Annotated in this window: 18 protein-coding genes; 1 reads left to right on the forward strand and 17 read right to left on the reverse strand. The window is 66.0% G+C overall.

Annotated features, from left to right (window positions below):
• Window positions 1-75: 75 nt before the first annotated feature.
• The 11 genes from C8C99_RS20345 to C8C99_RS20395 form a co-directional block, all read right to left on the reverse strand.
• A complete protein-coding gene (locus C8C99_RS20345; RefSeq protein ID WP_108626712.1) occupies window positions 76-1,473 on the reverse strand; it encodes an FAD-binding oxidoreductase in 1,398 nt (465 codons plus the stop codon).
• Between the two features lie 102 nt (window positions 1,474-1,575).
• Window positions 1,576-2,496, reverse strand: coding sequence for an ABC transporter permease (locus tag C8C99_RS20350; protein ID WP_108626713.1), 921 nt, complete (start codon window positions 2,494-2,496; stop codon window positions 1,576-1,578).
• Window positions 2,493-3,335: an ABC transporter ATP-binding protein gene (locus C8C99_RS20355; RefSeq protein ID WP_233247273.1), complete on the reverse strand. Its 843-nt coding sequence runs from the start codon at window positions 3,333-3,335 to the stop codon at window positions 2,493-2,495. Before C8C99_RS20355 ends, C8C99_RS20350 begins: the two co-directional genes overlap by 4 nt.
• Before the next feature lie 71 nt (window positions 3,336-3,406).
• Entirely contained in the window at window positions 3,407-4,411 is a 1,005-nt protein-coding gene (locus tag C8C99_RS20360; protein WP_108626714.1) for an ABC transporter substrate-binding protein, read from the reverse strand.
• An 85-nt stretch (window positions 4,412-4,496) separates the two neighbouring features.
• Window positions 4,497-5,360, reverse strand: coding sequence for a creatininase family protein (locus C8C99_RS20365; RefSeq protein WP_108626715.1), 864 nt, complete (start codon window positions 5,358-5,360; stop codon window positions 4,497-4,499).
• A 31-nt stretch (window positions 5,361-5,391) separates the two neighbouring features.
• Window positions 5,392-5,880, reverse strand: a complete 489-nt coding sequence (locus tag C8C99_RS20370) for a RidA family protein (RefSeq protein WP_108626716.1) — start codon at window positions 5,878-5,880, stop codon at window positions 5,392-5,394.
• Entirely contained in the window at window positions 5,877-7,196 is a 1,320-nt protein-coding gene (locus tag C8C99_RS20375; protein WP_108626717.1) for an amidohydrolase family protein, read from the reverse strand. Before C8C99_RS20375 ends, C8C99_RS20370 begins: the two co-directional genes overlap by 4 nt.
• A gap of 23 nt (window positions 7,197-7,219) precedes the next feature.
• Window positions 7,220-7,807, reverse strand: a complete 588-nt coding sequence (locus C8C99_RS20380; RefSeq protein ID WP_044398955.1) for an NAD(P)H-dependent oxidoreductase — start codon at window positions 7,805-7,807, stop codon at window positions 7,220-7,222.
• 32 nt (window positions 7,808-7,839) lie between these two features.
• Complete coding sequence (locus C8C99_RS20385) at window positions 7,840-8,142, reverse strand: 2Fe-2S iron-sulfur cluster binding domain-containing protein (RefSeq protein WP_108626718.1); 303 nt, start codon at window positions 8,140-8,142, stop codon at window positions 7,840-7,842.
• A gap of 190 nt (window positions 8,143-8,332) precedes the next feature.
• A complete protein-coding gene (locus C8C99_RS20390) occupies window positions 8,333-8,989 on the reverse strand; it encodes a TetR/AcrR family transcriptional regulator (protein WP_108627252.1) in 657 nt (218 codons plus the stop codon).
• 65 nt (window positions 8,990-9,054) lie between these two features.
• Window positions 9,055-9,570, reverse strand: a complete 516-nt coding sequence (locus C8C99_RS20395) for a nucleoside deaminase (protein WP_369867768.1) — start codon at window positions 9,568-9,570, stop codon at window positions 9,055-9,057.
• Between the two features lie 453 nt (window positions 9,571-10,023).
• Here C8C99_RS20395 and C8C99_RS20400 point away from each other — a divergent pair, with 453 nt between their 5' ends.
• Window positions 10,024-11,019, forward strand: a complete 996-nt coding sequence (locus C8C99_RS20400; protein WP_108626720.1) for an isopenicillin N synthase family oxygenase — start codon at window positions 10,024-10,026, stop codon at window positions 11,017-11,019.
• A gap of 92 nt (window positions 11,020-11,111) precedes the next feature.
• On the opposite strand, the gene C8C99_RS20405 is transcribed toward C8C99_RS20400, so the two are convergent.
• From C8C99_RS20405 to C8C99_RS20430, 6 genes are all read right to left on the reverse strand, one after another.
• The gene (locus tag C8C99_RS20405; RefSeq protein ID WP_108626721.1) at window positions 11,112-11,528 is read right to left on the reverse strand and encodes a VOC family protein; all 417 of its coding nucleotides are present in this window, start codon (window positions 11,526-11,528) and stop codon (window positions 11,112-11,114) included.
• Window positions 11,525-12,532 (reverse strand): isopenicillin N synthase family oxygenase, encoded by a 1,008-nt coding sequence (locus tag C8C99_RS20410; protein ID WP_108626722.1) that lies wholly within the window; start codon window positions 12,530-12,532, stop codon window positions 11,525-11,527. The genes C8C99_RS20405 and C8C99_RS20410 overlap by 4 nt, the downstream gene beginning before the upstream one ends.
• 13 nt (window positions 12,533-12,545) lie before the next feature.
• Window positions 12,546-13,574 carry an ABC transporter substrate-binding protein gene (locus tag C8C99_RS20415; RefSeq protein ID WP_108626723.1) on the reverse strand — a complete coding sequence of 343 codons (1,029 nt, stop codon included), beginning with the start codon at window positions 13,572-13,574 and terminating at the stop codon, window positions 12,546-12,548.
• 365 nt (window positions 13,575-13,939) lie between these two features.
• On the reverse strand, window positions 13,940-14,737 hold the full coding sequence (gene otnI / locus C8C99_RS20420) for a 2-oxo-tetronate isomerase (protein WP_108626724.1): 798 nt from the start codon (window positions 14,735-14,737) through the stop codon (window positions 13,940-13,942).
• Window positions 14,738-14,762: 25 nt separating this feature from the next.
• The gene (locus C8C99_RS20425) at window positions 14,763-15,830 is read right to left on the reverse strand and encodes an alpha/beta fold hydrolase (protein WP_108626725.1); all 1,068 of its coding nucleotides are present in this window, start codon (window positions 15,828-15,830) and stop codon (window positions 14,763-14,765) included.
• A gap of 63 nt (window positions 15,831-15,893) precedes the next feature.
• Window positions 15,894-16,583, reverse strand: coding sequence for an aldolase (locus C8C99_RS20430; protein WP_108627253.1), 690 nt, complete (start codon window positions 16,581-16,583; stop codon window positions 15,894-15,896).
• Window positions 16,584-16,590 lie beyond the last annotated feature (7 nt).

The raw sequence follows: 16,590 nt of genomic DNA on the forward strand, positions 1-16,590 counted from the left end.
CGAAATGAGTAGCTGATTATGCCCTGCAGGCAAGCGGTAGAGACCTGTATGGGTGAAACGTGCCACCCGTTTTACCTACGCTGTTTGGCGTACGGGTGTCTGCACAGGCGCCTCCACGGGGGATGTCGGTTCGGCCGTGTACCAGCTGCGCAGCTTGCCGGGGTTGAGCAGGCCCTGCGGGTCAAAGCGGCGCTTCATGCCCACCACGGCCGGGTCCAGGTTGTTCTGCTTGCCGTCTTCTACGATGTACACGTGCGGGTTGTTGATCTGCACGCCATGGTCGCGGTAGATCTGCATGATCTGGTTCAGGCGCTCTTCGGTGGTGTAGCGGATGATCTGCAGGCCGCTGCAGTTGAAGGCGCCTTCCTTGGTGCGCAAGAACTCCAGGTGCATCATCACCTCGCCCTTCAGCGCGGCCTCCAGTGCGCGCACTTGCTTGAGCCGGTGCATGGGGTTGAAGCCGCTCTGGATGTAGGTCAGGCCCTTGTCCACCTTGAGGGCGTGCAGGGTGGTGTGGTTCCAGGTGTATTCGAGCAACGTCTTGTGGCTGCTGGCCACTTCGTCGGCCGTCTTGCGGTAGGTGACCTGGCCGCCGTGCTGGGCCACCATGTCGCGCATGCCCGCTTCGGAGTGCGGGGCCACCACCACCAAAACGGCATGGCAGCCTTCCGGCAGGTGCTCGGCCAGGCTGGTGAAGTACTGCGGGATGGGGGCGGCCACAAAACACACCTCTTTTTTCTCCAGCCCGGGGGCGCTGCCAAAGCGGTCGGCAAACTCTAGCGCAGCGTCAAACTGCTCGAAGGTGGCGATGCATTCGGTCCACGCCACGGCGGGGGTCAGGGCCACTTCCAACTCCAACACGATGCCGTTGGTGCCGTAGGTGTGGTGCAGCAGCATGGCCTCGGGGCCGCGCAGTTCGATGACTTGGGGCTCGGGCTCCACCGTCATGGCGCGCACGGCCAGCACATTGCCGGGCGCGGCCAGCGGGCCGTGGTTGATGGAGCCCGCACCGCCAAAGCCGCCGCCAAACAGCCCGCCCAGCGTGGCGCTGCGGTAGGTGCTGGGGAGCCAGCGCAGTTCTTGCCCGTGGGGCTTGGCCTGCGCGTCAAAGTCTGCCAGCCGGATGCCTGACTGCGCGCGGCCCACGCCGCCGCGCACCCAGCCAAAGGCGTTGTAGCCCGACAGGTCCAGGATCACGCCGCCGTGCAGCGGCGTGCTCTGCCCGTAGTTGCCAGTGCCGCTACCGCGCACGGTGAGGGGGATGCCCGCGCTGGCGCAGGCGGCTACCACCTGGCGGATTTCTGTTTCTGTGCGCGGGCGCACCGCGATGTCGCCGCGTTTGCCTGCCAGGTCTCGCTTGAGCACGGGGCTGAACCAGGCAAAGTCCTGTGAGAGGCGGCCCACGCGCAGCGGGTCGGCGATCCAGTCCAGGTCGGGCAGCAGGTCGGGCAGTTGTTGGGCGGTGGTGGTCATGTCGGTATCTCCTTGGCCTCTGGCGGCCGTTTTTGGCAAAAGGAAGCCCGTGCCGCGCGCCAGTGGCTGCGCGCGGTGCGTTGGCGATGGGGGGTGAAAGGTCTAGTCGTGCGACGTTTCGCTGGCGTGCCAGCCGCCCAGGGCGACGCGTGTGAGCCATGCCATCAGCACGAAGAGCGCGACGCCGGTGAGCGAGATCAGCAGCAGTGCAGCAAACATGCGCGGGATGTTGAGCTGAAAGCCCGCTTGCAGGATCTGGTACGCCAGCCCTGCACCTTGGCCCCCGGTGCCCGCCACGAACTCCGCCACCACAGCGCCGATGAGCGCCAGGCCGCTGGAGATGCGCAGCCCACCAAAGAAGTAGGGCAGCGCGCTGGGGATGCGCAGGCGCAGCAATGTCTGCAGCCGCGTGGCGCGGTTGAGCTGGAAGTAGCTTTGCAGATCCGGCTCCACACTGCGCAAGCCCAGTGTGGTGTTGCTGATGATGGGGAACAAGGCCACCAGTGCGGCGCAGATCACCATCGACGCCGTCGGGTCCTTCACCCAGATGATGATGAGCGGCGCCACGGCCACGATGGGGGTGACTTGCAACAGCACGGCGTAGGGGAAGAGCGCGGTCTCGATGCGTTTGCTCTGCACAAACAGGAACGAGATCAGTACGCCCGCCACGGTGGCCACCACAAAGGCCAGCACCGTGATCTTGACTGTGACCCACAGCGAGCCGCCCAGTGCGGCCCAGTCGGTGAACAGCGTCTTCATCATCAGGATGGGCGAAGGCACCAGGTAGGGCGGCAGCTCCATGGCCGTGACCAGGCCCTGCCAGAGCGCGATCAGCACCAGGCCGACCAGCACGGGGTAGACCACGCGTTGCACGCGGGGCTGGGCCATGAGTGGCGGGCGTTTGGGCGTTGTCTTGGTGGCAGGTTGGGCAGCGACTGGTGCAGGCGCCGAGCGCGGGGAGGCTGCGGGGTGGCCGGTGACCACGGGCGACGCCATGGGTGCGGAAGGGAAGGGGGTGCTCATGCCACGGTCTCCTCGGTGTCCACGCTGGCGCGCAGCAGGCTGTCCTGCAGCAGCTTGGCGTAGCGGCTGAATTCGGGCGACACCATGAAGTCGGCCGTGCGGGGGTAGGGCGCGTCGATGCGGAACTCTTCGACCAAGCGGCCGGGGCGCGCGGCCATCATGACCACGCGGCTGGAGAGGAACACCGCCTCGTGGATCGAGTGCGTCACAAAGATCACGGTGAGCTTCTTCTTGCGCCACAAGTTGAGCAGGTCGGCGTCGAGCTTGTGGCGCGTGATTTCGTCCAGCGCGCCAAAGGGCTCGTCCATCAGCAGCAGGTCAGGCTGGGTGACCAGGCCGCGGGCGATGGACACGCGCATCTGCATGCCGCCCGACAGCGCGCGGGGCAGGGCGTTGGCAAACTTTGACAAGCCCACCAGCGCCAGCGCTTCGGTCACGCGCGCATCGGCCTCGGCACCCGGCACGCCCGCCAGGTCCAGCGGCAGGCGCACATTGGTCTGCACACTGGCCCAGGGCATGAGCGTGGGGGACTGAAAGACAAACGCCATCTTTTTGCCGCTCTCGTCCAGCTGCGCCACGGGCTTGCGCCACAGGTGCAGGCGGCCATCGGTGGGCTCCAGCAGGCCCGCCACCATTTTTAGCAACGTGCTCTTGCCGCAGCCCGAGGGGCCGAGCAGGGTGACGAATTCGCCTTCCTCAATGGTCAGGTCCACCGGCAGCAGGGCCTGCGTGCCGTTGGGGTATGTTTTTTCGGCGGAGAGCACCTCCACCGCGGGCGTGGAGTGGGTCAGAGGTGCCTGGGTGTGTGCCAGTGGCGGAGAGTCAGCGGGGGATGTCATGGTCGCCTTTCGATGGATGCGGCCGGGCGTGCAAGGGAGCGCACCGGCCACTGTTTCAGGGCTGTCAGGGCTCAGGGCAGAACCTTGAGGTCTTTGACGAAGGCCGTGGTGTAGGTCTCTGTGAGCTTGACCTTGGCAGGGTCGATGAGCTTGGCCTCCACCAGGAAGTCGTAGCTGGCCTTGGCGCGCGCGTCGGTCATGATGCCGATGCCCATCGTGGCCGCGTCACCCCCGGTGGCCATGGCCATTTCCTTGAGCTTGGCCACGCTGTAGGCGAGCTGCTCGTCGTTCATGTTGGGGTTGTCTTTCTTGATGAGGGCGTTGGCGGGGGCTGGGTCGGCCAGGTAGCTCTTCCAGCCTTCCATCGATGCTTTTACGAACGAGGCCACGGCGGCGCTGCGGTCCTTCACCGTCTTTTCCATGCACGAGATGGTGGTGGCATAGGCGGGGTAGCCCTGGTCACTGAACATCAGCGTGTTGGCCTTGACGCCCGCCTTGGCAATCGCAAACGGCTCGGAGGTCAGGTAGCCCTGCTGGGCGCTGTTTTTGTCGGCGACGAAGGGCTGGATGTTGAAGGTGTAGGGGCGGGTCTGCGAATCGGTGAAGCCGTACTTGGCCTTGAGCCAGGGCCAGTAGCCGCGCTGGGCCGACGATGCGATCAGGATGGTCTTGCCCTTGAGGTCTTCGAACTTCTTGACGTCCTCGTGTGCGATGAGCACCTGCGGGTCCTTCTGGAACACAGCGGCCACGTTGACCACGGGCACGCCGCCTTCACGCATCTGGATCATCTGCAGGTCGCTCGATCCCATCACGCATTCGGCCTGGCCAGCGGCCATCATCTGCACGATGTTGACCTGCGGGCCGCCCATCTTGATGGTCACGTCCAGCCCGTACTTTTTGTACAGGCCTGTAGCCACCGCCTGGTAGAAGCCGCCATGCTCGGCCTGCGCGTACCAGTTGGTCATGTAAGTGAACTTTTCCTGCGCTTGGGCGGTGCTCGACATGGTGCCGATGGCACCAACAGCGAGCAGCGCGGTTGCACCAATTTTGGAAAGGCGGGAGGCGGTCTTCATCATGGTGGTACTCCGGTAGGGGGTGGAGGTGGAACGAAGGGACAACGAAGGGAAAGGCGAAAAGGATTGGCGGTGGCGTTCGCAGGTTTCAGGCCAATGCGGACGGGTGCTCGATGTGCCCGGTGTGATGGGCACGGCCCCAGGTGGGCTCAGCGCGTGGTGCCCACCGCAGTTGGTGCAGCTCGGTGATGGCGGCGGCCCAGCTCACGGCCAGCGATTCGAGGATGGCGTGGCCCTGCTCGGCCGTGGCGGGCAGCGGGTCGCCAATGATTCCGCTGGGGCCGAAGTCGCGTGCGCTCCAGGCGCAGGCGGGGCGGCCGTCAGGCGAGAGCAGGGGCGAGTCAAAAACGGGCGGGTAGTTGACCACCGCGCGCTCCATGTGCACGGTGTCGGGGGCCAGGGCCAACATCAGTGCGGTTTCGCCATGACCGGCGTGCATGGCCAGGCGTTTTTCCTTGTCTGAGAGGAACTGGCCCGCCACATGCGGCACCCGCCAGGTGAAGCTGGGCACCACGATGAAGTCGCCATGGCGCAGTCGCAGCTCGCGCGCGCACATCTCCATCACCTGTGGCTGGCCGCCGTGGCCGTTGACGAACAGCAGCTTGCGAAAACCCGCGCGGTACACCGACTCGCCCACCTCGTTCATGGTGGCCAGCAGGGTCTCGCCGCTCAGCGTGACGGTGCCGGGGAAGTGCAGGTGCTCTTCGGACTTGCCGTAGGTGATGGGGGCCATCGCAAACGCGGGCACATCAGCCGGCAGGCGCGCGAGTGCATGGCCCACCACACCTGCGCTGATGACGGTGTCCACCGCACAGGGCAGGTGCGGGCCGTGCTGCTCTGTCGCGCCGGTGGGCAGCACGATGACGGTGTTTTCCTTGTCGGGCAGGTCTGCGATCTCGGTCCAGCTCAGGTAGGGCAGGTAGCGGTGGGGCGGGTTGTAGCCGTGCAGCATGGAGGACTTTCGTGAAGGTGTTGGGGGTGGATCAGCGCTGTGGCAGATAGGCCGTGGCTTCGACCTCAATCAGGATGTCGGGCGTGGGCAACATGCCGCTCACTTCCACTACGGTGGATGCGGGGGGCTCGCCGGGGAAGAACAGCTTGCGCACGCGGCTGTACTGCGGAAAGTGGTCCAGGTTCTTGAAGTACTGCACCAGCTTGAACACGTCGGACATCTGGCCGCCTGCGGCCTCGATGGTCTGGCGGATGCGGTCGAGCACATACCAGCTCTGCGCGAGGATGGGGCCCTCCTTGATGTCGGTGCTGAACTCGCCCGTGCGGCCAATCAGCGTGGCGGCCTCATGCGGGATGTCGTCGTAACCGCGCACGATGCGGCTGGCGGCGGGGTCCACGGCGATGATCCCGCTGAGGTAGATGAAGTCGCCTGCGCGGCGCCATGCGGCGTAGCGGGCCAGGGGCTGGGCGATGCCCGGTGCAGGGGCGGTGGCAGTGGCAGTGGCAGATGCGGTGCTCATGCGAGGCTCCTTGCGGTTTGGGTGGTGGGCACATGCCAGGCAGCCGGTGCATGGCCGCTGGCGACGCGGCCCTGGCGCAGCACCACGCGGCCCTGCGCGCCTTGTGTGCGCGATGGAAAGCCCCAGTGGTCGGCCTGCGTGAAAACCAGCAGGTCAGCCACCGCGCCCGGCTGCAGGGGCAGCGCGGTGGGGCCGGTGCGTAGCCAGTCGCTGCGGCACAGCGATTCGCTCCATTGGTCGAAAGGTGTCTCCAGCTGCGCCGCCAGCACACCCGTGGCCAAGGCCTCCAGCGGGTCGAAGCTGCCCACAGGGCAGAACGGGTCTTGCACGTTGTCGCTGGCCACCAGCACCGGTATGTTGCGTGCACGGGCCTCTTTCACCAGCGTCAGGCCACGCTGGCGCGGCGTGCGGCCGGTGGTGGCGTCCTGCAGCAGTAAATTGGTGATGGGCAGCGTGACCAGCGTGATCGGGCTTTGTGCCACGGCATCGAGCGTGGCGAGGGCGGTGGCTTCATCCTGTGCCGCCAGCGCGCAGGTGTGGCCACAGACCACATGGCCTTCAAAACGCAGCTCCTTGAGCAGTGCAGCGGTGGTTGCCAAGCCTTGGGCGCCGGGGTGCAGTTCTTCGTCCACATGCAGGTCCACGTTCAGTCCGTGGTGTTGTGCGGCTTCCAACAGGTGGCGCAGCGCCTGCGGGTCCCAGTTGGTGGAATGCACAAAGCCGCCCAGCAAGGCGCCGGGGCCGCTGGCGGCCACGGTGGTGGCTAGCTGCATGGCGGCGCTGCGTTCCGTATACAGGTGCAATGGGATCAGGCTCACGCGCTCCAGCGTGATGCGGTCGGCCCAGTCATGGGCCAGTGCGCGCAACACGTTCCAGGCCTGTGGCTGTGCATCAGGCTCCCACCAGTCGCAGTGGGTGCGCAGGTGCACGGTGCCCGCGTCGTAGGCCCATTGCAGCGCGCGGCTGGCGCGGGCGTGGATGTCGGCTTCGGTCCAGCCCTGGCGGTCCACCATCATGGCCTCGATGGCGCCCAGCAGGCCGGGTTTGACCACACCCATGCGGGGCAGGGTGAAGGCCTTGTCCAGGTGGGTGTGCGCATCCACCAGGCCGGGTAGCACCAGCGCGCCTGCTACGTCCCACACCGTGCCGTGGGGCGCTGGATGGGTGCCATGGGGCAGCACCTGCACGATGCGGCCCTGGGCCAGGTGCAGGTCGGCTAGTGCGGGCTGGTGGCCCTGCTGCGGCCACGCGGTGGGCAGCAGCCACCGCGGCAACCGTGCGCGCAGGATGTGGTCGGGAGTGCTGGATGCGTGCATGCCGTGGCCCTTAGAAATTGGTCTTATGCAAAGCGCGCCATGGCCTGGCCCACGCGGGCCTTGAAGGCCGCAAGCCGGGGTGGTGTGGCCACGTTCATGTGGTAGTAGGCGTGGTAGTCCACCCGCGCCTTGCCGCCGGTGAGCAGGCGCATGTAGCGGGTGATGGACTTGCGTGGCGGGTCGCCCATGAACAGGGCCGTCCAGCGGGGGCGGCCGTAGGTGACCACGGCGGAGATGCGCTTGATGTGCGTGAGCGAGGGCTTGACGTTGTGCGGGTCGCTGATGTCAAAGGCCACGCCGGGCATGAGCACGCGATCGAAAAAGCCCTTGAGCATCGCCGGCATGCCAAAGCACCAGGTGGGAAAGCAGAACACTACCGCCTCGGCCCAGAGCAAGCGGTCCACATAGCCCTGCACGGGCAACTGGTTGCTGGGCACCTCGTGGTAGCCCAGGCGCTCTTCGCGTGTCATCACGGGGTTGAAGCCCTCGGCGTACAGGTCGCAGTCGTCCACCTCATGGCCCGCGCCGCGCAGCTGCTGCACCACCTCGGTGTGCAGTGCGGCGTTGTAGCTGGTCTCTACCGGGTGGCAATAGATCACGAGGATGCGCATGGCGGGGGTCCTTCGGGTTGTGGGAGATGGGCCTACAGGTCCAGCGTGAGCGTGGCGCTGTGGCTGCGCGCGCAGCACACGGCGACGTGGGTGGCTTGCTCTGCAACGCTCAGGCAGCTGTCGCGGTGGTCGGGTTCGCCGTCCAGCCAGCGGGTCACGCAGGTGCCGCACACGCCCTGCTCGCACAGGGTTTCCAGCGGCACGCCAGCGAGCTGCAGCACGTCGGCCATGCTCTCGCCAGGGCCAACAGGCAAGCGCATCTGACTGCGCTGCAGGATCAGCTCGAACGTGTGTTCTGTGCGGGTGGCGCTGGCGGTGTCGGGGGCTGTCTGCATTGTTTGACCATGTGATTTGATCGATTGGTCAAACTATTGCAAAGGCTGTGCCAGCCACAAAAACCTGTCAAACGTCTTTGTGGTGGATCAACGCGGCCTTATCGCGACGGATTTGCGCCGCGTGCTGGTGCGCATCGCGCCCCTCAGGCCCTTTGGCGCGTAGACCATGCCCAGAAATGGGCATGGGGCTTTAGTCTGGTGCGAGGCCGCAGCCCAGCAGCACAAAGCTGGTGAGTTCGCGCACGATGGGCTCGCGGTCAATGGGCTCGTCGGGCGCCAGGCCCAGCATGATGTGCACCTGTACGCCGTAGTCGGCGTAGTGCTGCGTCATGCCCCATATCTGCATGAGCAGCAGTGTGGGGTTGACTGCGCGCATGCGGCCTTCGGCGATCCAGCGGTGGATGAGGTCCACCTTCTGCTGGGTGGACTTGACGGCCACGGGCCAGTATTTGCCCAGGTTGCGCCCACCGCCCAGCACCTCGGTGGTGAAGATGCGCGACAGGCCCGGGTTGTCCAGCGCGTAGTCGAGCTTCTTGCGCACGTAAGTGCTCAGCACTTTCTTGGGGTCGTCGCTCTGGCTGTCGAACTGGAACGCGCCCGACCAGCCGTTGAGCACTGAATACAGCAGCTCTTCATACAGCTCTTCCTTGCTGGCGATGTAGTAGTGCAACTGCGGCTTGGTCAGGCCCGCGCGCTCGGCGATGGCCTTGGTGGATGCCCCCTTGAAGCCATGGCGGCTGAACTCGGCAATGGCCGCTTCGCGGATGGCGCTCAAGATGCGTTCGCGGCCCTGCTTGGCGCGGCTGAGCAGCGCGCCAGAGGCGGCTTCGGCTTCGGATTCGGTCATGGCGGTGGTGCGAGGCATGGGGAGTGCAGAGTGTGCGCTGCAGATTCTGCCCGCGCGGGAGTGGGTCAGACTTTCCAGAACCCGATGTGTGGCGCGCTGGCTTCTTCGACCATAGCGGGGCCGATGCATTCGATGGCATGGGGCGAGGCGGCAAACACGTCACGGCACGACAGCTCGGCGTCGCGCTGTTCGGCACGTTCGCCCCGGAACACGCGCAGGCGTTCGGCGTCAATGCCGAACACCACGCGCCCAATGCCCGACCAGAAGATGGCGCCCGCACACATCACGCAGGGCTCGGCCGATGAATACAGCGTGGCCTTGGCCAGGGCATCGCGCCCCACGCGCGGGCTGAGCTGGCGCACGGCATTGGTCTCGGCGTGGCCGGTGCAGTCGCCGGTCTCGGTGGTGTTGCAGTAGGCCTCGGCCAGCAGGCGCCCTTCGGCACTGATGACCACTGCACCAAACGGACGGTTGCCGCGCGCGCGGGCAGTGCACGACCACGCGATGGCCTGGCGCAGGTAGGTGCCGTCGGTGTCGTTGATGGGGGTGGGGTCGTCAAAGCTGGCTGGGGGCGTAGACATGAGCGCGTGCATGGTGTGGGTGTCTCCGTCGATGGTGGGTGGGTGGGTGGCTGTCGTTGTGCAACGCCGGACTGTCTGCACGCCCGCCGTTGTGGTGCAGGGCGCTTGCATTTGGCATGCCAATCACAATCAGTGACATGTATGCATGGCTTTTGATGCGCTGTGCCCAAGCGCTCTCACCCTGCTTGGACACACAAGCAAGGAGCCGTGGGCATTCTTCTTGCATCGCTATTGGCAAGAGTAGAAGCGTTCACTGTGTTGCCCCCTGTGCCATCCTGCACGGGGCGATGCCAGTCGGAAATTGCTCTTGAAGCCCGCTGTGCGCACAGCGGTGTGCGTTGGCACACCGTGGCTTCAAGGGTTAAAAGGACGGCTGCCGCAGGCGGTGCATCCACTCTTGAAGCACCCAGCGGGAGGGCCTTTCTTCCTTCCACTTGTCTTCAGGAGAACTGCATGACCACCACTGCCAACTACGACCTCGCCGAGCTGCAAAAAGAAACGCGCATGGGCGCGATGGGCTCGGAAACCGCGAGCCGCGAGATCCGCCGCATCGACCTCAGCGACTTTGCGCAGCGCAAGACCGAGATTGCCGACCAGCTATGGGACGCTGCCGTCGATGTCGGCTTTTTCCAGATCGTGAACCACGGTATTGACCTGGCCGAAGTGCACAACGCCTTTGCGATGACCGAGCGCTTCTTTGCGCTGCCGGATGCCGTGAAGGCGCAGTACCCGCTCAAGAAAGCGCTGAATGTGGGCTGGGAGAGTCGCGCGCAGGTGCGCCCCTCCACCGGCACGCCGGATCAGAAGGAGTCGTACCAGATCACCCGCCCGCACATGGCAGGCCTGTGGCCCACCGACGAGGAGCTGGCGGGCTTTCAGGCCACCATGCTCGCCTTCGAAGGCCAGTGCTGGCAGGTGGCCATGCAGGTGCTGTCGTGCTTTGCGTGGAAGCTGGGGTTTGACGAGGCCTTCTTTGCCCGCGCGCACGACCCTGCGCAGGCCAGTTACCAAAGCACCTTGCGCCTGCTGCACTACTTTGCGACCCCGCCCGAGCAGCAAGCCCGCCTGGGCCTGTGGCGCGCCGGGGCGCATACCGACTTTGATTGCCTGACCCTGCTCTTTCAGCGCCAGGGCCAGGGCGGCTTGCAGGTGTGCCCGGGCAAGGAGATGGACACCCAGGCCTGGACGTCCGTGGAGCCCGACGAGCAGGCCATCACCTGCAACATCGGCGACATGCTGATGCGCTGGAGCGACGACCAGTTGCCCAGCAACTTCCACCGCGTGAAGAACCCGCTGCCCGGCGAGTACATGGGGCCGCGCTACAGCATCGCTTTCTTTGCCCAGGCCAACCGCGATGCCATCATCGAAGGGCCGGGCAAGAAGTACCCGGCGATTGCTGCTGGCGACTACCTGAACCAGCGGGTGGCGGCCAACTTCAAGGCCTATTGAGGCGCGATGGATGGCACAGGGGTGGGCGTTGGTTCACCCCGCGGATGCTTTGGCGGTCACTGCCGCTGTTGGCCTGACCGGGCAGGGGCTGCTCAAGCAACGTTGCGCGGAACGCCCACAACGCTCACCCGGAACACGTTGTCCTCCGGGTCCGCCAGCACCGCCTGCCATTGGCCGTAGTAGGTGGCGTAGGGTGGCTTGATGATTTGCCCGCCCAGAGCTTTTGCCTTCTCGCTGGCCGCGTCCACGGCATCTGGCATGTCGAGCATGAAGGTGGCGTAGCCTGTCACGCTGCGCGGCGACTGCAAGGTGGCACCGGGCTGCCGGTCGGCCAGGCCCAGCAGGGCATAGGCCTCGGGGGCGTTGAAGCCGAGCTGGAAATGCTCGGTCTCCACCGCCCGGTAGATGGCCGAGCGCGTCCCCGGCGCCTCGGGCAACTGCAGCAGGGCTTGATAGAACTGCAGTTGTGCCTCGATGTCCTGGCACAGCAGGTTGAACCAGAGCCTCATGCCATCACCGCCGCGCTGGCCGGGGTGGTGGATGTAGCGGTGTGACCCAGGCCGTAGGTCTTGCGGTACATGGCCTGCAGGTGCTCGCCCACGGTGCAGGGTGCAAAGCGCGGCGATTCACCGGCAGGCACGCAGGTGGGGATGGGGACCACCTGGGCCTCGTAGTCGGGCGTGTAGAAAAACGGAATGGAGTGGCGCGGTGCGCCCCCGCTGTGCATGTTGCGCACGCGGTGCGGGTTGGACCGGTACAGCCCGTTGGTCCAGCGCGGAATCATGTCGCCCAGGTTCACTACCAGCGCGCCCTCGATGGGTGTAGCGGCCACCCATTCGCCGGTGGGCAGCTTCACCTCCAGCCCGCCATGGTGGTCCTGGGCCAGCAGGGTGATGGCACCCCAGTCCGTGTGCTCGCCCGCGCCAAAGGTGAGTGCATCGGCGCTTTCAGGATGGGGTGGGTAGCGCAGCAGCCGCAGCGTGAGCATGGGGCTCTGGTGCGTGTGGTCGAAGTAGTCCTCGGGCAGGTCGAGCGAGAGTGCCAGCAGCTGCATCAGCCGCAGGGCCAGTTGCCGCATGGCGGCGATGTAGGTGCGGCTCTGGGCGGCCAGCCCGGGCAACCTCTCCGGCCACTGGTTGCTGCCGTAGGAGTGGTAGCCGCGCTGCACGTACGGATGGTCTGCTGCGTAGTCCAGCCCGCAGTAGAAGCTTTCCTTCAGGTCCGGGCGCGCATTCGCGTCCAGGGTCTGCCCGCCCAGGCTTTCGTAGCCCCGCATGGCGGGTGAGTGGTGCAGCGAAATCGCATCTTTGGATGCGAGTGGCAGGTCGAAGAACTGCTGCGCCAAGGCAAACTGGCGCGCAATGACGTCCAGCGGCACGCCGTGGTGGCGCACGTAGAAGAACCCTGCGCCCATGCAGGCTTGGCGCAGTTGGGCGACCACGGCCATCACGGCAGGGCTGCGCGGCGCGCCCGGCTGCAGGGCGCCGCTGAGGTCGATGAGGGGGATGCCCATGGCTTTCCCCTGGTCAGGCCTTGAGCTTGCGGTCGGCGGCTGCGGGCAGGAAGCGGTCGGTCCAGATGTCGGCCACCGCCAGGCTGCTCTTGAGGCCGAAGGCCGCCACGGTCTCATCGATGGTGGCCTGCAGGCGCGCAGGTGTGGCAGCGCCCCAGCCGTTGGTGCGTGTCTCGGCGGTCTTCATGGTGCCGTCCACGATGAGCTGCAGGCGTTCGAACTCGATCTCTTCCTGGGCCAGGGGCTCGCGGGCCTTGATGGCAGCAGCGCCGGCGCGCGGGTCGGCAATCGCATCGACCCAGCCGCGTGTGGTGGCCTTGACGAAGGCCTTCATGGCGTCCGGGTTGTCCTGCATGCTCTTGGCGTTGGCGATGAGCCCGTTGCCGTAGGACTTGAGGCCATAGTCCGAGAAGCGAAACACCGTGATCTGATCCGGCGTCAGGCCCCGCGCCTTCAGGTTGAGCAGACCGGTGAAAAAGAAGTACGCCGCTGCGTCAAAGTCACCTTTCACGAAGCGCGTGTCGCCAATGTCGGGGGCCACGTTCTCCCATTTCACGCCGCTGCCATCAAAGCCCTGCGCCTTGGCAAAGGCAGGAAAGAGCTTGCGCGAGGCGTTGAAGGGCTGGCCCAGGATGGTCTTGCCCGCCAGGTCGGCGGGTTTCTTGATGGCGCCGTCCTTGCGCACCATGACCGAGTTGGGGTTCAGGTCGTACTGGATGGCGACCGCCGCCAGTTTGGACTGCGGGTTGGCGGTGTTGAACTCGATCATGGTCGAGAGGTCGGCCGACGCCACGTCATACGCACCGCCCGCCACCAGGCTGATGGCCGAGGCGGACCCGTTGCCCGTGTCGATGGTGACATCGAGGCCCGCATCCTTGTAGTAGCCCCGCTGCTGCGCCAGCAAAAAGCCCGCGCCCGAGGCCTCGACCTTCCAGCCCAGGTTGAACTTGAACTTTTGCAGATTGCCCTGGGCGCGCACAAACGGTGTGGCAGACAGCAGGGCGGCGGCGCCAGTGGCGCGGATGAGGGAACGGCGTTGCATGGTGGAGCACTCCTGGTCGTTGGCGGATAACCACGGGGGAGTGAAAAGCCAGGCTTCACACCCCTCCGAACGGGGTGCATGCAATCAACCGACAGGGCGCTGGGGCTGCGAGGTGGGGGCACCGGCCTCCTGAAGACGCACAGTCCTGCGCGCCCGTGGGTGGCGTCAGTCCATTGCATGCTTCAAGAGCAATTTCCGGGCGGTGGCCGCTGAACGCTTCTACTCTTGGCGCCAGCGTATTTGCAGGATCTGTGCCATGCGATCCCGTCGTGTGGGCTATACCCGAACACCCTTGCGCGCCACACCATGGTGCGCGCTGCACCAGCGTCTGGCGTGCCGCGGCAACTGTGGTGCGGGGTAGGTTTTTACAGCCAGGGCTTGAGCCAGCCCAGCCCGTCGCTGGTGGCGTGGGCGGCGGCGCCGCGCGCGGGGCGGTATTCGCAGCCAATCCAGCCGTCGTAGCCCAGACTGTCCAGCAGTTGGAACAGGTAGGTGTGGTTGATCTCGCCCACGTCGGGCTCGTGGCGCTCGGGCACACCGGCAATCTGGAAGTGGCCGACGTTGCCCGTCGGCAGGTATTGGCGCACCTTCATCGCCAGGTCACCTTCCACGATCTGGCAGTGGTACAGGTCCATCTGCACCTTCACGTTGGTGGCGCCGATCTCGGCGATCAGCGCATGGGCCTGGTCCTGGCGGCTCAGGAAGAAGCCGGGCATGTCGCGGCTGTTGATGGGCTCCAGCAGGATCTGGATGCCATGAGGCGCAGCCTGCTCGGCGGCGTAGCGCACGTTGGCGACGTAGGTGGCGCGCACGATGGCGGCGTCTGCCCCTTGGGGCACCAGCCCGGCCATCACGTGGATGCGGGGGCATTGCAGGGCCTTGGCGTATTCAACGGCCTTGGCAATGCCTTCTCGGAACTCGGCCTCACGTCCGGGAAGGCAGGCCAGCCCGCGCTCGCCTGCGTCCCAGTTGCCGGGTGGCGCGTTGAACAGCACCTGTTGCAGGCCGTTGGCTTGCAGCCGCGTGGCCAGCTCTTGCGCAGGGTAGGCGTAGGGAAAGAGGTACTCCACCGCCTTAAACCCATCGCGGGCGGCGGCAGCAAAGCGGTCGAGAAAGTCCACGTCGTTGTAGAGCATGGACAGGTTGGCGGCAAAGCGGGGCATGAAAACGGTTCCTGAAAAGAGAAGATCAGCGGCGCGGTGCGCTGGTGAGCACCTGGGCCAGCCGGTCTTGGTAAAAGCGCGCCAGGCCCACCGTGCTGTGGCCGAGGGTGTCGGCGCTGGCAGGGATCACGTAGGCCTGTGCGTGCGGGATGCGGGCGATGGCTTTGTCGAGCACGCCCAGCTCGGGCGGATTGCGCTCATCGTCTGCCGAGTTGATGGCCAGCACGCGCGCGGTGATGCGTTCCAGCCCGGGCTCGGGGTCGTAGTCGCGTGAGGCTTCCCACTGGTAGATGTGGTCGTTGGCATCGCCACGGAAAGGGGCTTTGAGCCGCTGCTCCACCAGCGCATCGGCCGCAGCGCGGTTGGGGGCCAGCTTTTGCAGCCCCTGGTTGCCGCCGTTGGTGCCCGTGCCAAAGAACACCGACGCAAACTGCAGGCTGCGGGGCTGGCGGGTGTAGTTGCCGCCCTGCCATTCGGGGTCGTTGCGGATGGCCTCGACCAGCAGGCGGCGCATCATCCAGTTGCGGCCCGACATGGCGGCGGGCAGAGAAGCCATGGGCACGGCAATGTCCATGAAATCCGGGTAGCGCTGGGCCCACACCCAGGTGTGCATGCCGCCCATGGAGTTGCCGATGATGGCGCGCACATGGCGCACGCCCAGGTGTTCGGTCAGCAGGCGGTACTGGGCCTGCACCATGTCGTCGTAGTTGTATGCCGGAAAGGCGGCGCGCAGGCCGTCAGACGGCTTGCTGGAGCGGCCGGTGCCGATAGCGTCCGGCAGGATGATGAAGTGCTTGCGCGCATCCAGCGGCTGGCCGGGGCCAAACAGCGTGCCTGCAAAGCCGGGCGTGAGCATGCTCTCTGCCGAGCCATTGGTGCCATGCAGCACCAGCACGGGCTCTCCGGTGGGCTCGCCCACCGTGGAGTAGGCCAGCTTGAGTTCGGGCAAGGTCTGGCCGGTGTGGAAGCGGAAGTCCTTGACGACCCATTCCCCATGCTTGGGGGCGGGGTAGTCCGCAGCCGATGCGCCGCCTGTGGCCAGCACGCCCAGCAGCATGGGGGCAAAGGCTTTGCGCCAGAAAGAAAGGGTCATGGTGTGTCTCCTTGTGTGTGTTCTTTCATCCCCGCGCCTTGTGCGCAGCCAACCCGTTACCCGTTACCAGTGGGCACCAAAGCTCTGGCGCAGCTCCTCGATCTGGGGCTCGGTCAGCGGTGTCGGGCGGGGCTGGCACAGCATCCACAGGCGGGCGGTTTCTTCCAGTTCCTCCAGCACGGCCATGGCGGCAGCGGGCGTGTCGTGCCACACGTTGGGCCCTAGGCGTGCCAGCATTACGGTGCGCACAGGGCTGCCCTGTGTGGCATAGCGGGTGATGGTTTGCGCCACCAGCGCGGCCGCTGCGGCGTCACCAGGGCGGTGGTACGGGATGTGCGGCACGCGGCCCACCTTCATGACGAAGTAGGGTGTGATGGGCGGCAGCAATTGCGCATCGGGTGCCAACTTGCCACCCGCAGCCGTGTCGGCTTGCAGCGAGCACGCCACCAGGTGTGTGCTGTGCGTGTGGATCACGCAGCGCGCAGGGGCTGCTGTCGATGCCGAGGCCTCGTAAATCTGCCGGTGCAGCGCAATGGTCTTGCTGGCCCGGTCGCCCGCCACCTGCTGGCCTTGGGCGTCCAGGCGCGCCAGCCGCTCGGGCTGCAGCGTGCCCAGGCAGGCGTCGGTGGGGGTGATGAGGTAGCCGTCTGCCAGGCGCACACTGATGTTGCCTGCGGTAGCGTGCACATAGCCCCGCTCAAACAGGCTGCAGCCTACGCGGCAGATCTCGTCGCGGGCTTGGCTCTCGTCCATGAAGGCG

The sequence above is a fragment of the Acidovorax sp. 107 genome (assembly GCF_003058055.1).
Lineage (GTDB): Bacteria > Pseudomonadota > Gammaproteobacteria > Burkholderiales > Burkholderiaceae_C > Acidovorax.

Coding starts and splice junctions, on each gene's coding strand:
- C8C99_RS20345 (WP_108626712.1), bottom strand. CDS start 1,473: ATGACCACCACCGCCCAACAACTGCCCGACCTGCTGCCCGACCTGGAC.
- C8C99_RS20350 (WP_108626713.1), bottom strand. CDS start 2,496: ATGAGCACCCCCTTCCCTTCCGCACCCATGGCGTCGCCCGTGGTCACC.
- C8C99_RS20355 (WP_233247273.1), bottom strand. CDS start 3,335: ATGACATCCCCCGCTGACTCTCCGCCACTGGCACACACCCAGGCACCT.
- C8C99_RS20360 (WP_108626714.1), bottom strand. CDS start 4,411: ATGATGAAGACCGCCTCCCGCCTTTCCAAAATTGGTGCAACCGCGCTG.
- C8C99_RS20365 (WP_108626715.1), bottom strand. CDS start 5,360: ATGCTGCACGGCTACAACCCGCCCCACCGCTACCTGCCCTACCTGAGC.
- C8C99_RS20370 (WP_108626716.1), bottom strand. CDS start 5,880: ATGAGCACCGCATCTGCCACTGCCACTGCCACCGCCCCTGCACCGGGC.
- C8C99_RS20375 (WP_108626717.1), bottom strand. CDS start 7,196: ATGCACGCATCCAGCACTCCCGACCACATCCTGCGCGCACGGTTGCCG.
- C8C99_RS20380 (WP_044398955.1), bottom strand. CDS start 7,807: ATGCGCATCCTCGTGATCTATTGCCACCCGGTAGAGACCAGCTACAAC.
- C8C99_RS20385 (WP_108626718.1), bottom strand. CDS start 8,142: ATGCAGACAGCCCCCGACACCGCCAGCGCCACCCGCACAGAACACACG.
- C8C99_RS20390 (WP_108627252.1), bottom strand. CDS start 8,989: ATGACCGAATCCGAAGCCGAAGCCGCCTCTGGCGCGCTGCTCAGCCGC.
- C8C99_RS20395 (WP_369867768.1), bottom strand. CDS start 9,570: ATGTCTACGCCCCCAGCCAGCTTTGACGACCCCACCCCCATCAACGAC.
- C8C99_RS20400 (WP_108626720.1), top strand. CDS start 10,024: ATGACCACCACTGCCAACTACGACCTCGCCGAGCTGCAAAAAGAAACG.
- C8C99_RS20405 (WP_108626721.1), bottom strand. CDS start 11,528: ATGAGGCTCTGGTTCAACCTGCTGTGCCAGGACATCGAGGCACAACTG.
- C8C99_RS20410 (WP_108626722.1), bottom strand. CDS start 12,532: ATGGGCATCCCCCTCATCGACCTCAGCGGCGCCCTGCAGCCGGGCGCG.
- C8C99_RS20415 (WP_108626723.1), bottom strand. CDS start 13,574: ATGCAACGCCGTTCCCTCATCCGCGCCACTGGCGCCGCCGCCCTGCTG.
- otnI (WP_108626724.1), bottom strand. CDS start 14,737: ATGCCCCGCTTTGCCGCCAACCTGTCCATGCTCTACAACGACGTGGAC.
- C8C99_RS20425 (WP_108626725.1), bottom strand. CDS start 15,830: ATGACCCTTTCTTTCTGGCGCAAAGCCTTTGCCCCCATGCTGCTGGGC.
- C8C99_RS20430 (WP_108627253.1), bottom strand. CDS start 16,583: ATGGACGAGAGCCAAGCCCGCGACGAGATCTGCCGCGTAGGCTGCAGC.